Origin of the sequence: Enterococcus sp. AZ089, from assembly GCF_050547225.1 — a bacterium.
In the GTDB taxonomy this organism is placed as follows: Bacteria; Bacillota; Bacilli; order Lactobacillales; family Enterococcaceae; genus Enterococcus_D; species Enterococcus_D entomosocium.
This window is the reverse complement of the sequence record NZ_CP172954.1, coordinates 3,073,262-3,092,267: the sequence shown is the minus strand read 5'-3', so window position 1 is coordinate 3,092,267 and position 19,006 is coordinate 3,073,262. Positions and strand designations below refer to the sequence as shown.

The 19,006-nt window shown below is 44.4% G+C and carries 14 protein-coding genes; 11 read left to right on the top strand and 3 right to left on the bottom strand.

The window, feature by feature from the left end; translation table 11 throughout:
* The first annotated feature begins 88 nt into the window (after nt 1-88).
* From serC to IGJ01_RS14285, 3 genes are read left to right on the top strand one after another with little or no spacing between them, the layout of a single operon-like run.
* Complete coding sequence (gene serC / locus IGJ01_RS14295) at nt 89-1,168, top strand: 3-phosphoserine/phosphohydroxythreonine transaminase (RefSeq protein WP_005233933.1); 1,080 nt, start codon at nt 89-91, stop codon at nt 1,166-1,168.
* Nucleotides 1,169-2,353 carry a phosphoglycerate dehydrogenase gene (locus IGJ01_RS14290; RefSeq protein WP_081117859.1) on the top strand — a complete coding sequence of 395 codons (1,185 nt, stop codon included), beginning with the start codon at nt 1,169-1,171 and terminating at the stop codon, nt 2,351-2,353. It abuts the gene before it with no gap.
* Nucleotides 2,353-3,576 carry a DUF1015 domain-containing protein gene (locus IGJ01_RS14285; RefSeq protein ID WP_430601205.1) on the top strand — a complete coding sequence of 408 codons (1,224 nt, stop codon included), beginning with the start codon at nt 2,353-2,355 and terminating at the stop codon, nt 3,574-3,576. The genes IGJ01_RS14290 and IGJ01_RS14285 overlap by 1 nt, the downstream gene beginning before the upstream one ends.
* A 42-nt stretch (nt 3,577-3,618) precedes the next feature.
* On the opposite strand, the gene IGJ01_RS14280 is transcribed toward IGJ01_RS14285, so the two are convergent.
* Both IGJ01_RS14280 and IGJ01_RS14275 read right to left on the bottom strand, forming a co-directional pair.
* Nucleotides 3,619-4,968 (bottom strand): Nramp family divalent metal transporter, encoded by a 1,350-nt coding sequence (locus IGJ01_RS14280; protein ID WP_077452117.1) that lies wholly within the window; start codon nt 4,966-4,968, stop codon nt 3,619-3,621.
* Between the two features lie 156 nt (nt 4,969-5,124).
* Entirely contained in the window at nt 5,125-7,467 is a 2,343-nt protein-coding gene (locus tag IGJ01_RS14275; RefSeq protein WP_008380388.1) for an ABC transporter ATP-binding protein/permease, read from the bottom strand.
* A 138-nt stretch (nt 7,468-7,605) separates the two neighbouring features.
* Between IGJ01_RS14275 and IGJ01_RS14270 the strand changes: the two genes are divergently transcribed.
* From IGJ01_RS14270 to IGJ01_RS14235, 8 genes are all read left to right on the top strand, one after another.
* Entirely contained in the window at nt 7,606-8,091 is a 486-nt protein-coding gene (locus IGJ01_RS14270) for a MarR family winged helix-turn-helix transcriptional regulator (RefSeq protein ID WP_008380390.1), read from the top strand.
* Between the two features lie 160 nt (nt 8,092-8,251).
* Complete coding sequence (locus tag IGJ01_RS14265) at nt 8,252-10,039, top strand: glycoside hydrolase family 13 protein (protein WP_034872136.1); 1,788 nt, start codon at nt 8,252-8,254, stop codon at nt 10,037-10,039.
* Nucleotides 10,040-10,343: 304 nt separating this feature from the next.
* The gene (locus tag IGJ01_RS14260) at nt 10,344-11,396 is read left to right on the top strand and encodes an aspartate-semialdehyde dehydrogenase (RefSeq protein WP_244732425.1); all 1,053 of its coding nucleotides are present in this window, start codon (nt 10,344-10,346) and stop codon (nt 11,394-11,396) included.
* Between the two features lie 122 nt (nt 11,397-11,518).
* Nucleotides 11,519-13,201 carry a ribonuclease J gene (locus IGJ01_RS14255; protein ID WP_005228243.1) on the top strand — a complete coding sequence of 561 codons (1,683 nt, stop codon included), beginning with the start codon at nt 11,519-11,521 and terminating at the stop codon, nt 13,199-13,201.
* Nucleotides 13,202-13,443: 242 nt separating this feature from the next.
* Nucleotides 13,444-14,883 carry an MFS transporter gene (locus IGJ01_RS14250; protein ID WP_008380496.1) on the top strand — a complete coding sequence of 480 codons (1,440 nt, stop codon included), beginning with the start codon at nt 13,444-13,446 and terminating at the stop codon, nt 14,881-14,883.
* Nucleotides 14,884-15,081: 198 nt separating this feature from the next.
* Nucleotides 15,082-15,765, top strand: coding sequence for a metal-dependent hydrolase (locus tag IGJ01_RS14245; protein WP_430601204.1), 684 nt, complete (start codon nt 15,082-15,084; stop codon nt 15,763-15,765).
* 37 nt (nt 15,766-15,802) lie between these two features.
* Nucleotides 15,803-17,134 (top strand): DRTGG domain-containing protein, encoded by a 1,332-nt coding sequence (locus tag IGJ01_RS14240; RefSeq protein ID WP_005233948.1) that lies wholly within the window; start codon nt 15,803-15,805, stop codon nt 17,132-17,134.
* Nucleotides 17,135-17,188: 54 nt separating this feature from the next.
* Entirely contained in the window at nt 17,189-18,142 is a 954-nt protein-coding gene (locus IGJ01_RS14235) for a DHH family phosphoesterase (RefSeq protein WP_008380500.1), read from the top strand.
* 144 nt (nt 18,143-18,286) lie between these two features.
* Here the strand turns inward: IGJ01_RS14235 and dapD are convergent, their stop codons facing one another.
* Nucleotides 18,287-19,000, bottom strand: a complete 714-nt coding sequence (gene dapD / locus IGJ01_RS14230) for a 2,3,4,5-tetrahydropyridine-2,6-dicarboxylate N-acetyltransferase (protein WP_005233952.1) — start codon at nt 18,998-19,000, stop codon at nt 18,287-18,289.
* Between the last annotated feature and the right edge of the window lie 6 nt (nt 19,001-19,006).

The window sequence follows — 19,006 nt, the reverse complement described above, 5'->3', positions numbered from 1 at the left end:
AAAATTATTTTCTCTTTTAAGGCTTTTTTCATTTTCGGCTATCTGTTATAATGATTTTCACATCTAACATAAAGGAGAGATTTTTTGTATGACAGTTTATAACTTTTCAGCTGGTCCTGCCGTATTGCCCCGTCCCGTATTGGAGAAAGCACAATCCGAACTTTTGAATTACCGCGGAAGTGGGATGTCCGTTATGGAGCTGAGTCATCGGTCCTCCTTGTTTGAAGCAATCATTAAAGATGCAGAAGCACTTTTACGAAAATTAATGGGAATTCCTGAAAACTATCAGGTACTGTTTTTACAAGGCGGCGCGAGTCTCCAATTCAGTATGATCCCTTTGAATCTTGCACAAAACAAAAAAGCCTTATACGTAAATACCGGTTCTTGGTCGAAGAAAGCTATTGAAGCAGCAAAAGCGCTTGGAAACGTGACGGTGGAAGTCATTGCCTCTAGTGAGGATCAAAACTTTACTTATATTCCAGAAATTTCAGAAGATGCGATCGATCAAGAAGCGGCTTATTTGCATATCACCACGAACAATACCATTGAAGGGACGGCCTTTCAAACGATTCCGCAGGCTGGCAATGTGCCGATCGTAGCAGACATGTCCTCAAATATTTTAGCCAATGACTATCGCGTAGAAGACTTCGGTGTGATTTATGCTGGGGCCCAAAAGAATATTGGTCCTGCAGGGTTGACGGTAGTGATCATCCGAGAAGATTTACTCAATGATGATGCTGTTTTCGCTCCAATGCTGGATTATCGTCTACAGGCTAAAAATGACTCATTGTACAATACACCACCAACGTATGCTATCTATATTGCTAAATTGGTGTTTGAATGGTTGGAAGAATTAGGCGGCATTCCTGCAATTTTAGAACAAGACCGCCAAAAAGCGGCGCTTTTATACGAAACGATCGAAGCCTCTGCTCTTTACAGTAGTCCTGTGGCTGTTGATAGCCGTTCACTAACGAATATTCCTTTTGTAACAGGGGATAAAGCATTAGATCAGCGCTTCAATGAAGAAGCTGTCAAAGCTGGTTTTGAGAACTTGAAAGGGCATCGTTCCGTTGGAGGAATGCGAGCAAGCTTGTACAATGCCTTTCCATTAGCTGGCGTTCAAGCGTTAGTCGACTTTATGAAATCATTTGAAGCGGAGGTCAAATAAATGTTCCAAATCAAAACATTCAATGCGATCGCACCAGAAGGATTACAGCGTTTAGAAAAAGAAAAGTATGCCATCAACGAGAGCGACCAACCGCAAGGGATTTTGCTGCGCAGCCAGAAATTGCACGATTACGCTTTTCCTGAAAGTGTCTTAGGTGTTGCCCGTGCAGGGGCTGGAACCAACAACATTCCCGTCAAAGCATGTACTGAAAAAGGGATCGTCGTCTTTAATACGCCAGGTGCCAATGCCAATGCGGTCAAAGAATTAGTGATCGCTAGTCTGCTCTTAAGCGTCCGTCCGATTTTACGAGGTGCCCAATGGGTGCAAACCTTGAGCGGTGATAATGTGGAAGAACAAGCAGAAGCGCAAAAAAGTCAATTTGCTGGAACAGAGTTAGAAGGCAAAAAGTTAGGAATCATCGGCCTTGGTTCTATTGGAGCGATGGTCGCCAACGATGCTTATCGTCTAGGGATGGAAGTAGTCGGTTATGATCCTTACGTATCAGTGGATACTGCTTGGACGATCTCTCGTCGGGTCAAGCGTGCCAATGATATTGCGGAAGTCTTTTCAACCTGTGATTTTATTACGGTTCATGTGCCGCTAATGGAAAACACGCATCATCTCGTCGGGGAAGCCGAACTTGCGAAAATGAAACCAACAACGAAGCTATTCAACTTTTCTCGTAAAGAAATCGTCGATACAGATGCCGTTTTGCGTGCATTAAAAGCCGACCGTTTAGCGGGCTATACGACTGATTTTGCGGATGAACAATTGTTGCACAATGAAAAAGTACTCGTCTTGCCGCACTTAGGTGCATCAACAGAAGAAGCTGAAGTCAACTGTGCCAAAATGGCAGCCCGAACATTGAAAAAATTCTTGGAATTCGGGACCATCAAGCGCTCGGTGAATTTTCCAACCGTTGAGATGGCCTTTCATTCGCCCTATCGTCTGACGATCATCAATCGCAATGTACCGAATATGTTAGGTCAGATTTCATCGATCATTGCGGAATCTGGGATCAATATCGACAATATGCTGAATCGTGGCCGGGAAGACTTTGCTTACACCCTAGCAGATGTCGCTTCTGAAGATGAAGCATTGTTGAATCAATTAGCCGATAAACTGCGGGAGAACGAAAATATCGTTCGTGTACGGGTCATCAAAAATCAGGAGGTTGGGTATTAATGGTTCAAGTATTTCCGTTTAAAGCCATTCGTCCAGAAGCCTCATTGGCAGAAAAAGTGGCCGAGCTGCCTTATGACGTGGTCAATTCACAAGAAGCCGCAGCGTTTGCGCAAGGCAATCCTTACAGCTATTTCCACATTGACCGTTCGGAGATCGACTTGCCAGGAATCGATCCTTATGATCCACAGGTGTATCAAAAAGCAGCAGAAAATCTTGCATCTTTTCAAGAAGCAGGCTGGCTGATCCAAGAAACGGCGCCCGCATATTATTTGTATGAATTGACGATGGCTGGCAGAAGGCAAACGGGGCTTGTCGCCTGTACCTCGATCGATGATTATGTCGCTGGGAAAATCAAGAAACACGAGTTTACCCGACCAGAAAAAGAAATCGATCGGATCAATCACATTCTGGCATGTGATGCCAATACAAGTCCGATTTTCTTGAGCTATCGCCAACCAGCGGCAGTCAAAGAAGCAATCGATGCGTGGCAAGCAGAGCATGCGCCGATCTATGATTTTGTCAGCTATCATGAGGTGCAGCATCGTGTTTGGCTGATGGATGATCCAGCGCTAGTCGCCTCTTTTGCCCAGCAGTTTCAGGCTGTAGATGCCCTCTATATTGCGGATGGACATCACCGTACAGAGTCAGCAGTTAAAGTTGGCTTGCAAAAGCGAGCCGATGGCCAAAGCAGCCAAGAAAGCGACCGCTTTTTAGCGATCTTATTCCCAGAAAATGAATTAGCGATTTGGGAATACAATCGGGTCTTGCGGGTACCGGTGCCAGAAACCTTTTTTGAGCAGGCAGCCCAGCATTTTACGATTCAAGAAACTACAACGAAGAAACCAGCGCAACGTGGTTCGATTCATCTGTACCTAAACCATGCGTGGTGGGAGTTGACCATCAAACCGGAAGCTGTGCCGCAAGATGCGGTAGGACAGCTGGATGTGTCGCTTTTACAACAATACGTGCTGGCTGATATTTTCGCGATCCAAGATGTGCGGACAGACAAACGCATTGATTTTGTCGGCGGGATTCGTGGTCCAGAAGAATTGGAACGTTTGGTGGATAGCGGAGAATGGACATTGGCCTTTTCCATGTATCCAACGCAAATGGCCGATCTTTTGGCAGTAGCCGATGCGGGAGAAATTATGCCGCCAAAATCAACTTGGTTTGAACCAAAACTGTTGAGCGGTCTGTTTTTACATGATTTAGAAACGAATTAACCAAAAAAAGCTTACGAGGCTAGCTCGTAAGCTTTTTTTCTATTAGAAGTTGCCGAGTGTCTCGATGATCAAGCGGACATTCAAGACCGTCAGTGCAATGGCACAGATCCAGCCTAAGGTAGAGACCCATAGCGGATTCTTGAAGCGTTCCCCCATGATTTTTTTTGAGCTGGTAAAAAGAACCAGCGGAATCATCGAAACGGGTAAGGCGATGCTTAAAAAGACTTGCGAATAAATCAGCAGATCGTCCAAGGCTTGTTCGTTGCCGCCAAAGTAAATCGTACAAAGCAAGACGGGGATCACCGATAAGCCACGGGTGATCAGACGTCGCGCCCAAGTAGGGATCTTCATATGGATAAATCCTTCCATCACGACTTGCCCCGTCAGTGTCCCAGTGATCGTTGAATTTTGACCAGATGCCAAGAGCGCCACGGCAAACAGAACGCTCAAGACTGGACTGGCGACAGCACCAGCAATGGAGGAATCTTGCAATGCATCAAACAGCGCGGAGAAGGTGCCGACTTCTTCACTATGACCAAAGAACAAGGCGCTTCCTAAGATCAAAAGCAGGCAATTGACCAAAAACGCAGCGGATAATTGGATATTGGAATCCCAAGTAGCGAACCGCACGGCCGTTGCCACTTCTTGGGTATCGCTGCGATCGATTTTTCGTGACTGGGAGATCGAAGAATGCAGATAGAGATTATGGGGCATCACAGTCGCACCAACGATCCCCAATGCCATTGTCAGCTGCCCATGGTTCAAGACCTGTTTTTGCGGAATAAAGCCTTGCAAGACAGCCGGTAGATCCGGTTGAGCAATAATGACTTCGTAACAAAAGACCAGCATAATGACCAAAATCAGTGTCATGACGATCGCTTCGATTTTACGGAAACCTAGTTTCATTAAAAAGAGCAGAAGCAATACATCGAAAATCGTTAAGATGACCCCAACTAATAACGGTAAGCCGAATAGTAGATTGAGAGCGATCGCTCCTCCAATCACTTCCGCGATATCCGTTGCCATGATAGCCAATTCGGTGACGATCCACAAGACAAAGCCTAAGCCTTTGCTGGTGTGTTTACGAGTTGCTTGTGCAAGATCCATCTGGGTCACGATCCCTAGCTTGGCTGCCATGTATTGCAGCAGCATAGCGATCAAACTGGAAATCAAGATCACAGAAAGTAAGAGATAGCCATATTCAGCACCGCCTCCAATCGAGGTGATCCAGTTTCCTGGGTCCATATAGCCCACGGCTACCAATGCCCCAGGACCAGAGAACGCTAAGAGATTGCGCCAAAAGCTGCCGTTTTTTGGGATGGCAACTGTATTATTTATTTCTTCCAAGCTAGGACCGTTGGCCGCTTGGATCAATTTTTTTTCTTCATTCATCGTTTCACGTCCTATCTTTTTAGGTATACCTAAAAACAAATCTATTGTATTCCTCATTTATGAATTTTTCAAGAGAAACCTTTTGGAAGTCAGAAGGAAGGACAAAAAAACAGCAGCCAAGGGGATGGCTGCTGTCTGTTGGTTTTTTTTATAAAATTAGTCGGCGCGTAAAGCGATCGCTGCATCTTTTTTCGCTGCCATTCGAGCTGGAATGTGGCCGCCAATCATGGTTAGGACGGTGCTGACGGCAATCAAGATCAGGCCGTGGACCGGATTTAATTGAGCAACATTTTCGAGATCAGTCATGCTATATAAGATCGCGTTGATCGGGAATGTAGCTAACCAAGCAATTAGGACACCTAAAGCCCCTGAAGCGATCCCTAAAATACAGGTTTCGGCATCAAAGACGCGGGTGATGTCTTTTTTACGAGCACCTAATGCTTTTAAGACCCCAATTTCTTTCGTACGTTCTAGTACAGAGGTATAAGTGATGATACCGATCATGATCATGCTGGTTACCAAGGAGATGCCTGCAAAAGCGATCAAGACATAGGTGATCGCATCCATCAAGCCACCAGTCAATTGAGTCATCGTACCGGCTAAATCGGAATAAACGATTTGGTCTTCTTTGTCTTTGCCTTTGTTGAAGTCATCCAAGTAGTCAAGGATTTTTTCTTTGGCACTGAAATCATTCGGATAGATCATAATGCTGTTTGGTAAATCACTGCCGCCAAGATAAGCGATCAATGAATCTTTAGCACTTTCGTCAACAGGTTCATTCGTCATCACGTTGGTGTCGCTGTCTTTTTGTGCTTGGACGATCGCTGAGTCTTGGTTTTCTTTGATGACTTCTTGCGCGAGGGCATCACTGTAGGCAATGCCAGTTGACAGCAAGTTCATCGTAGAGTTTTGCTTGATACGTAAGATTCCGCTGATCGTTAATTCTTTGTTGTTGCTGTTATCGAAAACTTCATTTAAATCTTGGTTTGGAATGAAGTTTCCAGTCGGCAATTCGGTGTAAAAGGCATCATTAGACGCCAATGTGATTTTTGTTCCCACGATATCGTCGAAGGAAACCGTGTCGCCATCTTCAATATCAAAACCGAGATTGATCAATGCATTGACATTCGTTACGTTGTTTTCATCGACGATCAAAACGACATCTGTGCTGGCACTTGGGTAGCTGCCTTCTAAAAGGTCATAGTTGTCTTTTAAGAAATTGCCGTTATCCTCTGATAACTGCTCAGGGAAAGTCGAAACCCCAATACCGGTTGAGGCACTCATGGCAGACATCATGGCATTGGTCTGTTCATTGTCAGGCGACGCGTTGGAGAAGCTGACTTGTTCCACATTGTCATCGATCTTGCGGAAAAGATTCAATGAAGTGGAACGAGTGTAGCCGATATTGTTACTTAACTCAGGATCAATGTCGTTGATGTAATCGAGAAACTCTTGATCGATTTTGTTGATATGAGTTGCACGATCCGTATCACTTAATTTGGCAGTGACCTCTTTATCTGAAGGGAAATCTTCAGATTTATCCCGCGTACCCATCGCTGATGGATCTTGTTCAGTGGCCACTTGTGAGATCGTGATCGGAAAACGAGCTAATGTTTCTGACTGGGTATTGTCGATTTGTTTTTGGAATCCTGTTGATAGTGACAAAACAATGGCGATTCCGATGATTCCGATACTAGAAGCAAAGGCTGTCAAGAAGGTGCGCCCTTTTTTGGTTCGGATATTGTTAAACGACAAACGTAAGGCCGTCATAAAACTCATTTTTGTGTGCTTTAATTCGAATTGGTCTTTCTTTTGGCCTTCGACATGGGGGTTCGAATCTTTAATGATTCGTCCGTCTTTGAATTCAATGATCCGTCCAGCGTATTTGTGGGCCAATTCAGGATTATGAGTAACCATGATGACCAATTTTTCTTTTGATAGTTCTTGGATCAGTTCCATGATTTGGACACTTGTCTCTGAATCTAAGGCACCTGTAGGTTCATCACAAAGGAGGATATCAGGATCATTTGCTAAGGCACGAGCGATCGCTACCCGCTGCATTTGACCACCAGAAAGCTGATTTGGTTTTTTGTGCATATGCTCAGCTAAGCCCACACGCGTCAAAGCATCGGTTGCTTTGGCGCGTTTTTCTTCTTTTGACACACCGCTCAAGGTCATTCCAAGCTCGACGTTGTCGATGATGCCTAAATGACTGATCAAATTGTAGCTTTGGAAGACAAAGCCGATCGAATTGTTCCGATAGGCATCCCAGTCGCGGTCTTTAAAGGACTTGGTTGATTTGCCATTGATGATCATATCACCAGAGTCGTAATTATCTAAGCCGCCGATCACGTTCAACATGGTTGTTTTCCCAGAGCCGCTTGGCCCTAAAATGGCAACAAACTCTTGTTTACGAAAGGCGACGGTGACGCCGTCGAGGGCTTTCGTAGTACTGGCGCCAACTGTATAATACTTCTTGATATCTTTTAATTCTAACATGGGGTCACTCTTTTCTTGCCGTTTTCACGATTATTTTCATTATGTAACCACGCTATCATAATGGTTAACAAAAATCAACGATTATCATTGTTTAAACAAATAATTTATACTAAACTAAAGACAGAAAAGAGGGAGAGTATGGAAAAAGCGTTAGGAACATTCAATATGGCGGTGTTTGCGGAGATCTTTTCGCTGATGGGAAACATATTGTTTGAAGAAATCGGTCTGGAAGATTTAAAATTGACCAAAATGGAAATCTTGGAACTCGTGGTGATCTCTAGTAATGAAGGAATTACGATGTCCGAGTTAGCCCAGCAAATCGGTACATCAAAAGTCCAAATCAGTCGTTCGATCTCGGGGTTGGAAAAGGCTGGCTTTGTGGTACGCAAAACCAACGGCGTCAATCGTCGCAACGTCAATGTTTATTTGGAAGAAGCTGGGAAGCAGTTGTTTGTCCAAAAGAAAAAACAAGTGGAAGACCGCTTGAATGCCAAAACCGCTCAAATGGCTGTGGAAGATATCCAGCAGTTGAGTCAGTCGTTGACGGAGGCAGTGGGGATCTTGCGTAAATATGACATTTTACGGACTGGCAATCAATGTGAGAAGAAGACACCGTTTGATTAAAAAAGGGTGAAGCAATCGTTTGCTTTTCAATCACTGAATTAATTTCATATTGACTTATATTATCGATTTTTTAGATAAAGCAACCGATTGCGTTTTTCTCTTGTTTTGACTTCTGATTTGTGCGACAATGGGTGTATCAAACAAGTCAAAGGAGTCTGCTATGAATACTACTGCCATCTATCATCGTCCCGAAAGTGAATTTGCGTATTTGTACGAGAAGGATAAAATGCATATCCGTTTGCGTACCGCCCGTCAAGACGTCCGCCATGTCCAGCTGCTTTGCGGTGATCCTTACACACTGTATAAAGAAGCTTGGTACCAACAAAGAATTGAAATGCAAAAAATTCTTTCCACGGACTTGCATGATTATTGGCAAGTATCGGTCGGAGCAGAATTCCGCCGTTTGTCTTACGGCTTTTCCATCGAAAGTTACGATGGGTTGCATGTCTTCTATGGGGATCACGGGGTCTACCCCTTTGAACAGCAATATTTAGAAATGAACAACAATTATTTTCGGATGCCTTACTTCCAAGAAGCCGATCGTTTCAAAATTCCCGAGTGGGCGAAAGAAACGGTTTGGTATCAAATTTTCCCTGAGCGCTTTGCAAATGGGGACCCATCAAATGATCCTGAAGGTGTGTTGCCATGGGGCTCAAAAAATCCCGATCGCCAAGACTTTTTCGGTGGGGATCTACAAGGAGTCATCGATCATTTGGATTACCTTGTCGATCTAGGAATCAATGGGATCTATTTCTGTCCGATTTTTGAGGCCTATTCGAATCACAAGTATGATACCATCGATTATTTGGCCATCGATCCTGCTTTTGGTGATAACGATACCTTTAAACGATTAGTGGAGGAATGCCACAAACGCGGCATCAAAGTTATGCTGGATGCTGTTTTCAACCATATGGGGGATACTTCGCATCAATGGCTAGATGTCATCAAAAACGGCAAAGATTCGCCGTTTGCTGATTGGTTCCACATCAATGAGTTTCCTGTCAACTACAAAGAAGGGGAAAACTTTGAAGATGCTTATGACATCACCTATGATGTTTTTGCCTTTACGCCGCATATGCCGAAACTCAATACGGAAAATCCCGATGTGCAAGATTATTTGTTGAAGATCGCTCGTTATTGGATCGAAGAATTTGATATCGATGCTTGGCGCTTGGACGTGGCGAATGAAGTTAGTCACTTCTTCTGGAAAAAATTCCGCCAAGTGTGTGATGAGGCCAAAGATGATTTTTATATCCTTGGGGAAATTTGGCATTCTTCTCAACGCTGGTTACAAGGCGACGAGTTTCATGCAGTGATGAACTACGCCTTTACAGATGCAATTATTGAATATTTTGTCAAAGACGAGATCTCCATGACGAAAATGGTCTCGGAATTAAATAACCAGCTGATGTTGTATCGGGAGCAAACCAACCAAGTGCAGTTCAATATTTTGGATTCTCATGATACCCCGCGTTTGTTAACTTTGGCTCGGGGAGACAAAGACTTGATGCGCCAAGTGATGGCCTTTACGTATCTGCAACAAGGAGTTCCTTGCCTGTATTACGGCGATGAGATTGGTTTGACCGGTGATATGGATCCGGATTGTCGTAAATGTATGATTTGGGATGAGGAAAAGCAAGATCGTGATTTGCTGCATTTCACCCAGTCATTGATCAAACTACGCAAAGACAACCAAAAAGTCTTATCTGAAGGTTCCTTGAGTTGGAACTGGGTTTCGGAAGAAGATGGCCTGATCATTTTCGAACGAGAGTTGGGGGCACAGCGGATCATCGGTATTTTCAACACTGGCGAGGACCAACTTACACTCTCTCGTCCTGATTCAATTTTGATGGAACAGTTTGTCCAACTGGAAGATGAGACGATGATCATCGATAACAAAGGCTTTGCTATCGTGAAAGTAAATAACGAAGAATCGAATGAAGCATAAAAATGAGGCAAGAATTGCATATGCAATTCTTGCCTCATTCAATGTTTTGGGTATTTTTAATTTCCCCATGCACGTTGGAAAGAATCTTCCCCAAAATTCCTTCTGTCGGTATTATATCCTATAACACCTAAATGTGACAAATGATAACCCTTAAATATAGGTAGTTTTTTCCTGAAACGGGGAAAACGATTGAAAATTTAGATAGTTCTGCCTTCTTTTTGCGCTTCTTTCCACGAAAGGCCTTTTCTTTTTTACAAGATATGATAAACTAGTAAAAATGTATTTTTATTCGAGGAGTGATTTGATGAGTACAGGGTATCACATAGCAGTTGTCGGAGCTACCGGCGCAGTAGGAACAAAAATGATTGAGATGTTGGAGAAGACCACGTTGCCGATCAAAAAAATAACGTTGTTGGCATCCAAACGTTCTGCTGGGAAGACCCTTGTGTTCAAAAATGAACCGCTCGTTATTCAAGAGCTGACCGCAGATTCCTTTGCGGGAGTCGATATTGCATTGTTCAGTGCCGGTGGTGGCATTTCAAAACAATATGCTCCAGAAGCAGTCAAACACGGTGCAGTCGTAATCGACAATACCAGTCATTTTCGGATGGATCCGAATGTTCCTCTAGTCGTTCCTGAGGTGAATCCTCATGCATTAGCGCAACATAAAGGAATCATTGCCAATCCGAATTGTTCAACGATTCAAATGATGGTGGCATTAGAACCGATTCGTCAAAAAGTCGGTTTATCGAGGGTCTTGGTTTCAACGTATCAAGCAGTTTCAGGTGCTGGCGCACAAGCATTGGCTGAATTGACTCGTGAATCTCAAGAACTATTAGCCGGCAAAGCCGCTGATGAACTAAATCCTGAGATTTTACCAGCAGGCAGCGATAAAAAGCACTACCCAATCGCGTTTAACGCCTTGCCACAAATCGATGTCTTTGCTGAAGACGACTATACTTATGAAGAGTGGAAAATGATCAATGAAACGAAGAAGATCATGGAAGATGCGCAGATCAAAGTAGCAGCTACGTGTGTGCGAATCCCTGTGTTTAGCGGTCATTCGGAGTCGATTTATATCGAGACCAAAGACCATGCCAGTGTTGAGGAAGTTAGGCAGTGGATCAGCGAAGCCCCAGGAGCTGTCTTGCAAGATGATCCGAGTCAACAAGTGTACCCGCAAGCTTTGACCAGTGTGGACAAAACGGAAACCTTTGTTGGTCGGATTCGCAAAGATTTGGATGTCGAAAACGGCTTGCATTTATGGGTCGTTTCTGATAATTTGCTGAAAGGTGCGGCATGGAACTCTGTTCAAATCGCCGAAAGCCTGCATCAGCAAGGATTAGTTCATGTGTAAACCATAAGTTTTTCAGAAAAGTGTGGTGAATGCCACGCTTTTCTTTTTTTTGTTGTATAATAATAGGGACGGCTTATGCTTGGGAAATAATACAGTAGAAAAAAATTAAGAGGTGAATAAAAGTGGAAACGATAAAAATCATTCCTCTTGGCGGTGTACGCGAAAACGGAAAGAACATGTACATTGCTGAAGTTGGCGAGGATATATTTGTGCTGGATTGCGGTGTCCGTTATCCAGAAAATGAATTATTAGGGATCGATACAGTGATTCCAGACTTCACATATTTAGAAGAAAATGCCGACCGTGTGGCGGGTGTCTTCTTGACCCACGGGCATGCAGATGCGATTGGTGCATTGCCTTATTTCTTGGAGAATATCCAAGTACCGGTCTTTGGGACCGAGTTAACGATCGAACTAGCAAAATTGACCGTGAATAAAAATGAAGCTACCAAGCGCTTCAAAGATTTTCATGTGATCGATGAACATTCGGAGATCGACTTTGGCCATGCGACCATCAGCTTTTTCCGTACGACCCACTCTATCCCTGATTCTGTTGGAATCAGCGTAAAAACAGAAGCTGGCAATATCGTTTATACAGGAGATTTCAAGTTTGACCAAACAGCGATCCCTATGTATCAAACCGATTTTGGCCGCTTAGCGGAAATTGGAAAAGAAGGAGTCTTAGCATTGCTAAGTACGTCCTCAAATGCCGAAAATCCAACGCCGATTGCTTCTGAATTGACGATCCAAGATGAAGTTTATGACAATATCCGTTACTGGGAAGGTCGGATCATCGTCGCTAGCGTTGCTAGCAATTTGCAACGGGTGCAACAAGTATTAGATGCGGCGTTTCGTTCTGACCGCAAAGTCGTTTTGACTGGTCAAGATTTTGGTCGGATCATCAAAACGGCCATGAAGTTAGGGAAATTAAAATTACCTGCCGAAGACTTGCTGATCACCCAAAAAGAAATGAAAAAATACTCAGACGAACAGTTGTTGATTTTAGAAACAGGACGCATGGGGGAACCAATCAAAGCGTTGCAAAAAATGGCCAACGGCTCTCACCGGACGCTGCGTATCAAAGAAGGAGATCTTGTTTACATCACGACGACGCCGACAACGGCAATGGAAACGGTGGTTGCGAAAACGGAAGATATCATCTATCGCGCTGGCGGTACCGTGAAACAGATCTCGGATAATTTCCGTGTTTCTGGTCATGCCAACCCGAATGATCTGCAGCTGATGTTGAATATGATGAAACCGAAGTACTTTATCCCTATTCAAGGCGAGTACCGCCAATTAGCCGCCCATGTGGACTTGGCGCAAGAAGTCGGGATTCCGATGAAAAATATCTTCATTACTGCACGCGGGGATGTTTTAGAATACAAAAAAGGCGAAATGATCGCCGCAGGTGCGGTCCCAGCTGAAAACGTCATGATCGACGGGATCGGTGTCGGAGATATTGGGAATATCGTCCTGCGAGACCGCAAAGTCTTATCTGAAGATGGAATTTTCGTTGCAGTAGTGACGATCAATCGTCGCGAAAAGAAAATTATTTCTGCCCCTCAAATCACTTCTCGCGGGTTTGTCTACGTGAAAGCCAGCCGTGACCTGATTCGTGAAAGTGGCGAGATCGTAGAAGAAATCGTAGAAAAACACCTTCATGATGAAGAGTTTGAATGGAGCAAATTGAAACAAGATATCCGTGATCGTTTGAGTCGTTTCTTGTTTGAACAAACCAAACGCCGTCCAGTCATCTTGCCGGTCATCATGGAATCAAGCCAAAGAAATCGCAACCGTAAATAATTCGTTTTGACCTACTGACAAAAGCTGGTGAAAGAATAGCCGTTTGACGGCCGATTTCTTTTCACCGAAGCTTTTGTCTTTTTTTTGTGAAGAAAACAAGCGGCGTTTTTTTCAATAAATGCCCCTTATTTTGATCGTGAATGGCAGATAAGGATTGACGGCGAATGGATTTCGATCAATAATACAAAGTTGTCCCCCTAAGACTAGAGGAACAAAATAAGCAAAGAGAGGATGGTCGATTTGTGAATAGTTATCAAGAAAACCCCGTAGTACAACAGAGAAAGTGGTGGATTCTCATTGCTGTTTCGATGTTTACCTTTATGTCAACACTGGATGGGAGTATCGTAAATATCGCATTGCCGACGATCTCGGCAGATATGGGTGTACCTATGAATCAAGCGGAATGGGTCGTGTCCGTTTACTTGATGATCGTTTGTGCCTGCCTTTTATTATTCGGTAAGGTAGGGGACAGTTGGGGCAAAATCAAAGTTTTCCGCTTGGGAATGCTAATTTTTATTATCGGTTCGCTGTTATGCGGGTTTAATCACTCCTTAGCTTTTCTTTTATTTGCCCGAGTGGTGCAAGCGATCGGTGCTAGCATGACGATGGCGACGAATACCGGAATCATTACTGAAGTTTTTCCTATGAGTGAACGAGGACGCGCCTTAGGGATGATTGGTGCCTTTGTTTCGTTAGGCTCCATCGCCGGTCCTGGATTAGGCGGAGTGATTTTGGCGCATTTTTCTTGGCCGTTTATTTTTTGGATCAATGTTCCTGTCGGTATTCTGACGATGATTGCTGGAGAAAAGGTGTTACCAAAAGATATTACCATGAGTCACGATTCCATCGATAAAACCGGGTTTGTGCTGTTTTCAATTGCAATTATCAGCTTCTTCGGCGGCATTTTTCTTGGACAAGAGCGTGGCTTTCTAACGTGGCTGCCGCTGCTGTTGGGTGGGATCGCTTTAGTGGCATTCATCGTCTTTTTGCGAGTAGAAGCGCGTCTGAGCAAACCGCTGATTACCTTTGGGATCTTTCGTAATAAAATTTTCACCATGAGCCTGATCACGGCGTTGCTGATCTTTTCTGCAAACTTTTTTGTCAATGTCGTGATTCCCTTTTACTTGCAAAGTGCCCGAGGCTTAACGCCGAGCGTGGCAGGAATGCTGATGATGGTCTTTCCTTTGATGATGGTCATTGGTTCACCACTTAGCGGGTATTTGACGGACCGTGTAGGACCGGAGATTTTGGTCTTAGCTGGCTTAGCGTTGCTGTCGATCACTCAGCTGATGTATATGTTTATGAATCAGGATACGCCGATTTGGTATTATATCGTTGCCACTGCCATCATGGGACTTGGCAATTCGTTGTTCCAATCCCCAAACAATACGATGGTAATGAGCAGTGTCACCAAAGAAAATCTTGGGGTGGCAGGTAGTCTAAATTCCTTTGCCCGCAATTTGGGCATGGTGTTAGGGATATCCTTAGCAACGACGATTCTCTATGCAGCAATGAGTCAAGCGTATGGAAAGCATGTGACGACCTATATCGCAGGTCGGGCAGATATTTTTGCCTATGGCATGAAAATCACCTTCTTTGGGGCGTTCCTTCTTTGTATCACAGCGTTATTCTTAACCGTCTGGCGCATCTATAAACAAGGCGGGCGTAAGAAAACGCTATGATCGCTTGAAGTCATCAGGTCGAACTGTTCTATTCCTTATTCAGAAAGGGTAGAACAGTTTTTTTATTTTTCTTGACAAGAACCAGAAAAAGGACGGATGTATTAAAGTTGCCAGAATTTGTGCTTTTGGATTTCTGGCGTTATCTGTTATAATGAAAAATATTAGACTGTATTACTTAGATGGAAAGGGGAATGTTGTATGAAACTCACGTATCACGGACACTCAGTGCTTGCTATCCAATTAGCGGATGGCCAAAAATTGTTGTTTGACCCTTTTATTACTGGAAATGCTCTGACTGATTTAGATGCAGAGACAGTGGAAACCGATTGGCTTTTGATCACGCATGGTCATAGTGATCATATTGGGGATATGGTGCCGATCGCCAAAAGAAATGAAGCGCCAGTGATCAGTGTCGTTGAAATTTGCCGCTATGCAGCCCACAAAGGCGTTGCTGAGACGCATGGCATGAATATGGGAGGTTCTTTTGAGTTTCCGTTTGGCAAAATCTCAATGGTGGAAGCAAAACACAGCTCTGGCCTTGAAGAAGACGGAACGATGATCTATATGGGCAATCCTGTTGGAATCATTTTAGAAGCAGAAGGCAAAACCATCTACCACGCTGGAGATACTGCACTCTTTAGCGATATGGCGATGATCGGTGAACGTTTCGACATCGATGTGGCATTTTTACCGATCGGGGATAATTTTACGATGGGCGTTCAAGATGCCGCAACAGCAACGGCGCTTTTAAACGCGAGCAAAGTAGTACCGATCCATTACAATACGTTTCCAATGATCAAGCAAGATCCGCAAACCTTCGTGAATTTATTGCCGGCAGGTGTGGGCCAGATCCTTGCAGTCGGTGAGACATTAGAAGTTTAAGCAACAGGAAGATTCGTAGTAGGAATAGGGGATAATTATGGCGACAAAACACGACTTGATTTTAGCGCATATCGAGAATCTGCCTGTAGGCGATCGCATCTCGGTGCGGGGAATCGCAAAAGACTTGAATGTCAGTGAAGGAACAGCCTATCGGGCGATCAAAGATGCGGAAAATATCGGCTTGGTTTCAACGATCCAACGTGTCGGAACCATCCGTATCGAACGAAAACTAAAAAAACACATTGAAAAACTAACTTTCGGCGAAGTCGTCCAAATCATTGAAGGTGATGTTTTGGGCGGCGCTGCCGGTTTGGACAAAGACTTGAACAAATTTGTTATCGGCGCCATGAAAGAATCAGCAATGGAACGCTACATCACGCCTGGCTCCTTAGTGATCGTCGGAAACCGCAACGAAGTCCACAAGTTGGCACTGGAGGATGGCGCAGCCGTCTTGATCACGGGAGGCTTTGAAACAACAGAGGAAATCTGTCGTTTAGCAGACGAATTGGAGTTGCCGATTTTACAAACGACCTATGACACCTTTACCGTGGCAACGATGATCAACCGTGCCTTAAGCGACCAGCTGATCAAAAAGGACATTATGCTGGTGAGTGACATTTATATGCCATTGGAAAAAACCAAGTATCTGCACACCTTTGATACGGTCAAGGATTACAAACTGCTCTCGGAGTCTACCAATCACTCCCGCTATCCAGTCGTCAACAAGAATATGCGGGTCGTTGGGATCATCACAGCCAAAGATGTCTTAGAAAAGCCTGATACGCAGATCATCGAACGAATCATGACCCGGGAACCACGGGTCGTAAAAAAAGAGATGAGTGTGGCCTCTGCCAGCCATCAGATGATTTGGGATGGCTTAGAAGTGATGCCCGTCGTAGCTGATGACCTTTCTTTGATTGGGATTGTCACACGCCAAGACATTATGAAAGCGATGCAGATGGTCCAACGACAAACGCAAATTTCAGATACGATTTCTGACCAAATCTCGGGACAGATGCAAGTTATCGAACAAGATTTTGAAGGGAACAAATTGCCGCAGCCGTATTTCAGCTTTGCGGTGACGCCCCAAATGGTTAATGAAGTCGGAACGATCTCTTTTGGTGTCTTGAGTGAAGTAATCGCTAATACGGCGAAACGTACGATGCAGTTGAATCAACGACGCAATAGCTGGATCGAGCAAGTCAATCTGCATTACTTCCGTTTGATCCAATTAGAAAGCGAGATCATCATTCAACCGAAGATTCTAGAACTGGGGCGACGTTCGGCGAAAATCGATATCGAAGTATCGATCGAAAATTCCTTAGTGGCAAAAGCGATCGTGGTATGCCAAGTAATGGAACGCCCATAAATCATCGAAAACGGCACTTATGGAAAAATTTTAGAGAGAAAGTTGAGACCATTCATGAAGGTACAAGAAGAAATACTTGCAACAATCAAAGCATTCGATCGGATCATTATCCATCGGCACCAGCGCCCTGATCCAGATGCATTAGGATCACAAGTGGGGTTGGCAGAAATTTTACGAGCTAGTTTTCCCAAAAAAGAAATCTATCAAGTTGGCGGACCCGTTGAAGGATTGGATTACTTGGCGCTGATGCAGACGATCCCTGATGATTTGTATAAAGGGGCGCTGGTGATCGTTACAGATACGGCCAATGCACCACGGATCAGTGACCAACGCTATGATCAAGGGGCGAAATTGATCAAAATCGATCATCACCCTAATGATGAACCTTACGGAGAGCTGGTTTGGGTCAATACGAAAGCCAGCAGCTGTAGTGAGATGATCGTTTCGTTTTGGCAAATGTTTCAAAACGAGCTGACGATGACGCAAGAAGCGGCTCGTCTGTTATATGCGGGCATTGTTGGTGATACTGGACGGTTTTTATATCCGGCAACGACAGCGACAACCCTGCGCTTAGCGGCTGAACTATTGGATTACGGCTTTGATGCTCCGAAGATCAATCGTCAATTGGATCAAGTCTCTCGCAGTGTTGCTCGCCTTTCAGGGTATGTCTACGAAAACATCGAGATTGATGAGATTGGTGCTGGCAAAGTGATCCTATCACAAGAATTGCAGCAGCGTTTTGGCGTAGTAGATTCGGAAACCTCAGCAGTCGTTTCCTTACCAGGGAAAATCGACGAAGTGATGGCTTGGGCGATCTTTGTCGAACAACCAGAAGGCTATTACCGGGTGCGGATGCGTTCGAAAGGTCCAGTGATCAATGAGATCGCCAAACGCCATCATGGTGGTGGACATCCGCTTGCCAGTGGAGCAAATGCAAAAGACCTTGAAGAAGTTGCAGTGATCTATCAAGAGATCCAAGCAGCGATCAAAGAATTTCAAGCAGAATAAACACTTTTACAAGCACATTTGCCAATAGAAAAAGGGCGTGCCAAAAGCTTTCGGCACGCCCTTTTTTAGACAAAACGCAGCGCAGGCTCATCACTGAACCGGCACTGCGTTTTTTTGTTGCGTATTTACGAGAAAATAAGAAGTTTACCCCCGTAGATCGTCTAAAAATTCGGTTTTGCTTTTCGTTTTCTCGTCTTTCATTTTGATGACTTTAGCTGGTGAGCCAGCAACGACTGCTCCAGCAGGGACATCTTCAGTCACCACAGAACCGGCAGCAACGACTGCACCTTCGCCGACACGGACGCCTTCAAGGACGACGGCATTTGCGCCGATCAAAACATTGTCTTCAATGATGACTGGGCTTGCTGAAGGTGGCTCAAGAACGCCAGCCAAGACAGCACCAGCGCCAATATGGGCTTTTTTCCCAACGGTTGCCCGGGCACCTAAAATCGCCCCCATATCGATCATGGTTTCTTCACCAACCACAGCACCAATGTTGATCACTGCCCCCATCATGATAACGGCATTTTTTTCAATGATGGCTTGGTCCCGGATAAAGGCACCTGGTTCGATACGGGCATCGACTTTCGTCAAGTCCAACAAAGGAATCGCTGAGTTGCGGCGATCATTTTCCAGATAGTGATCGGTGATTTTGTCTTGGTGCGCGGTTAAAAACTCAGCTACTTTTTGACTGTCACCAACCACGAAATAGAAGGTGCCGTTACCAAACAATTGGATGCCATCTGCTTGGACGTCGCCAAGATCTCCATTGATATAGACTTTTACAGGTGTTTGTTTATTTGCTTCTTTGATATATTTTGCTAATTGATAAGGATCGGAAAATTGTAATTCTGTCATGAGAGA

Bases quoted from the DNA above. Each gene is read 5' to 3' on its own strand.
- IGJ01_RS14235 (WP_008380500.1), top strand. From the start codon at position 17,189: ATGAAGGTACAAGAAGAAATACTTGCAACAATCAAAGCATTCGATCGG.
- IGJ01_RS14270 (WP_008380390.1), top strand. From the start codon at position 7,606: ATGGAAAAAGCGTTAGGAACATTCAATATGGCGGTGTTTGCGGAGATC.
- IGJ01_RS14285 (WP_430601205.1), top strand. From the start codon at position 2,353: ATGGTTCAAGTATTTCCGTTTAAAGCCATTCGTCCAGAAGCCTCATTG.
- dapD (WP_005233952.1), bottom strand. From the start codon at position 19,000: ATGACAGAATTACAATTTTCCGATCCTTATCAATTAGCAAAATATATC.
- IGJ01_RS14280 (WP_077452117.1), bottom strand. From the start codon at position 4,968: ATGAATGAAGAAAAAAAATTGATCCAAGCGGCCAACGGTCCTAGCTTG.
- IGJ01_RS14245 (WP_430601204.1), top strand. From the start codon at position 15,082: ATGAAACTCACGTATCACGGACACTCAGTGCTTGCTATCCAATTAGCG.
- serC (WP_005233933.1), top strand. From the start codon at position 89: ATGACAGTTTATAACTTTTCAGCTGGTCCTGCCGTATTGCCCCGTCCC.
- IGJ01_RS14240 (WP_005233948.1), top strand. From the start codon at position 15,803: ATGGCGACAAAACACGACTTGATTTTAGCGCATATCGAGAATCTGCCT.
- IGJ01_RS14275 (WP_008380388.1), bottom strand. From the start codon at position 7,467: ATGTTAGAATTAAAAGATATCAAGAAGTATTATACAGTTGGCGCCAGT.
- IGJ01_RS14265 (WP_034872136.1), top strand. From the start codon at position 8,252: ATGAATACTACTGCCATCTATCATCGTCCCGAAAGTGAATTTGCGTAT.
- IGJ01_RS14260 (WP_244732425.1), top strand. From the start codon at position 10,344: ATGAGTACAGGGTATCACATAGCAGTTGTCGGAGCTACCGGCGCAGTA.
- IGJ01_RS14290 (WP_081117859.1), top strand. From the start codon at position 1,169: ATGTTCCAAATCAAAACATTCAATGCGATCGCACCAGAAGGATTACAG.